The sequence below is a fragment of the Phenylobacterium sp. genome (genome assembly GCF_031425575.1).
GTDB lineage: Bacteria > Pseudomonadota > Alphaproteobacteria > Caulobacterales > Caulobacteraceae > Phenylobacterium.
In genome coordinates, this window is sequence record NZ_JANPJP010000168.1 from 1 (window position 1) to 3,032 (window position 3,032).

Here is a 3,032-nt window from a genome sequence, read left to right on the forward strand (position 1 = left end):
CGGGGCGGTGTTGTCGGCGATCTCGCGCGCCAGGGCGCGGGCCGCCGGAAGCAGATCTTCGGGCGCATGCAGCGAGCGGACCAGGCCCTTGTCCAGGGCCTCCTGCGCCGAGAAGATGCGGCCGGTATAGCACCACTCCAGGGCGGTCTGGATTCCCACCACCTTGGGCAGGAACCACGACGAGGCCGCCTCGGGGTTCAGGCCGCGCCGGGCGAAGACCAGGCCGAACCGCGCCTCGGTCGAGGCCAGGCGGATATCCATCGGCAGCTGCATGGTGACGCCCACCCCCACCGCCGGACCGTTCACGGCGGCGATCACCGGCTTGAGGCTCTCGTAGATTCGCAGGGTCAACAGGCCGCCGCCGTCCCGCTGCACGCCGTCGCGGGTGCGAGCTTCTTTGTCCTCGCCGCCGCGGGCGTCGTAGTCGAAGGTCTGGGCGCCGCCCGACAGATCGGCCCCGGCGCAGAAGCCGCGCCCGGCGCCGGTGACGATCACCGCCTTGACCGCATCGTCGGCGTCGGTGACGTCGAAGGCCGCGATCATGTCCTTCATCATCTGGGTGTTGAAGGCGTTCAGCTTGTCGGGCCGGTTCAGCGTGATGGTGGCGATCCCGTCCTCGACGGCATAGGCGAGCGTCTCGAAAGTCTGCGTGGCCATCGTCTCTTCCTCCCTGATTTTCTTCAGTTCGCACCGCTTGACGGACGGTCCGTCAAGCACCGCATCGTCGGATCAAGAACGATAGTTTGGGAGGAGGTCCGGAGCGCCGCAAAGGCGTCCGGGCCCCAGTTTTCAGGACCCGCCATGCATCCGGCCACCCACGCCAAGACCCACCCCGACCGCGCCGCCTACATCATGGCGGGACCCGGGGAGACGGTGACCTACAGGCAGCTGGACGACCGCTCCAACCAGGGCGCGCAACTCTTCCGATCCCTGGGCCTCGTGACCGGGGACGTCATCGCCATCCTGATGGACAATAGCCCCAGGTTCTTCGAGATCGCCTGGGCCGCTCAGCGCTCGGGGCTCTACTACGCCTGCATCTCGTCCAAGCTGACCTCGGGCGAGGTCGACTACATCATGAAGGATTGCGCGGCGAAGCTGCTGGTGACCTCGGCCGGCGTCGGCCCGGTGATCGATGAGCTTCCGACTCTGCTGCCGGCTGTGCGGCTCTATATGGTGGGGGACGCACGGGCGCCCTACGAGAGCTTCGAGGCCGCGCGGGACAAGATGCCCGCCACGCCTGTGGCCGACGAGACCGCCGGCCGCGACATGCTCTACTCGTCGGGCACCACCGGCCGTCCCAAGGGCATCAAGCCGCCCCTGACCGGCGGACCGATCGACGAGCCCGGCGGCGTGGCGAACCTCGCGGCCGGCCTGTTCGGCTTCAAGTCCGACAGTGTCTACATCTCGCCCGCCCCGCTCTATCACGCGGCCCCCCTGCGCTGGTGCATGGCCGTTCATCAGCTGGGCGGCACGGTCATCGTGATGGAGAAGTTCGATCCTGAGGCGATGCTGGCCCTCATCGAAAAGTACAAGGTCGACGTCGGCCAGTTCGTCCCCACCCACTTCGTGCGCATGCTGAAGCTGCCGGAGGAGGTGCGCACCCGGTACGACGTCTCGTCCATGCGCTCGGCCGTGCACGCCGCCGCCCCCTGCCCCATTCCCGTGAAGGAACAGATGCTGGCCTGGTGGGGCCCGGTGATCCACGAGTACTACGCCGGGTCGGAGGGCAACGGCTTCTGCTATGTCGGCCCGCACGACTGGCTGACCCACAAGGGCACGGTTGGCAAATCCATCATGGGCCAGGCCAAGATCGTCGGCGAGGAGGGCGAGGAGTTGCCGCCCCGCAGCGAGGGCACGGTCTATTTCGCCGGCGGCGCGCCTCTGACCTATCACAACGCCCCCGACAAGATCGCCGAGAACACCAACAAGCTGGGCTGGACGACGCTGGGCGACGTGGGCTGGCTGGATGAGGAGGGCTTCCTCTACCTCACCGACCGCAAGAGCTTCATGATCATCTCCGGCGGGGTGAACATTTATCCGCAGGAGCTCGAGAACCTGCTGATCACCCACCCCAAGGTGGCCGACGCCGCCGTGGTGGGCGCGCCGCACGAGGAGATGGGCGAACAGGTGGCCGCGGTCATCCAGCCGATGGACTGGGCCGAGGCCGGCGACGCCCTGAAGGACGAGCTTATGGCCTTCTGCCGGGCCAACCTGTCCCACGTGAAGTCGCCGCGCATCCTCGACTTCATGCAGGAACTGCCGCGCCACCCCACCGGCAAGCTCTACAAGCGCCTGATCCGCGACGCCTACTGGGGCAAGGAAGGCTCCAAGATCGTCTAGACCGCCACCGCATAAGGTGTAGTCTGGCTGCAGCATGAGCCTCCGGACCCGCCTCGCCCAGAACGTAGCCAATCCCTCTCCGGGGATGGGGCGCGCGCGAGTCTAGACAGACCTCTTCGCTCACCGATCCCCCGCAAGCCTGCGGATGGATCGGTCAGCCCCTTCTCCATCCGCGTTCCAAGATGGAGACAGACATGACCCAACCCGACTGGTGGTATGATGACCTCAAGCAGGTCGGCCTCGATTTCGAGGACGACGTCCAGGTCGCGACCTATGACGCCCGCCAGGGCGGCGACCTAGCCGCAGACCGCGCCCTGCTCTCAGGGCTGGGGGTGACCCGCGAGACCGCCCTGGCCGACATCGGTTGCGGCACCGGCATCCTGGCCTGCGCGGCCGGCGGGATGGCCCGCTCGGTCCGGGCCATCGATGTCTCCGACATCATGCTGGGCGCCGCCCGGGCCCGCGCCCGCGAGATGGGGGTGACCAACATCACCTTCGAGCTCGGCGGCTTCCTGACCTTCCCGGCCTCTGGCGACCTGGACCTGATCATCACCAAAAACGCCCTGCACCACCTGCCCGACATGTGGAAGGCGGTGGCGCTCACCCGCATGCGCGACGCCCTGAAGCCCGGCGGGCGGATCTACATCCGCGACGTGGCCTTCAACTGCACCCCGGACGCCATCCCGCGCACG

3 protein-coding genes are annotated in these 3,032 nt (G+C 67.6%); 2 read left to right on the top strand and 1 reads right to left on the bottom strand.

The features are described 5' to 3' along the window. Window positions 1-657: enoyl-CoA hydratase-related protein (locus RMO97_RS09495; protein WP_310540615.1), on the bottom strand; the 657-nt coding region annotated here is incomplete at its 3' end. 144 nt (window positions 658-801) lie between these two features. Here RMO97_RS09495 and RMO97_RS09500 point away from each other — a divergent pair. Both RMO97_RS09500 and RMO97_RS09505 read left to right on the top strand, forming a co-directional pair. Continuing rightward, window positions 802-2,340: an acyl-CoA synthetase gene (locus RMO97_RS09500; protein WP_310540616.1), complete on the top strand. Its 1,539-nt coding sequence runs from the start codon at window positions 802-804 to the stop codon at window positions 2,338-2,340. Window positions 2,341-2,534: 194 nt separating this feature from the next. Beyond that, window positions 2,535-3,032 (top strand): class I SAM-dependent methyltransferase (locus tag RMO97_RS09505; protein ID WP_310540617.1); only part of this gene is annotated, 498 nt, incomplete at its 3' end.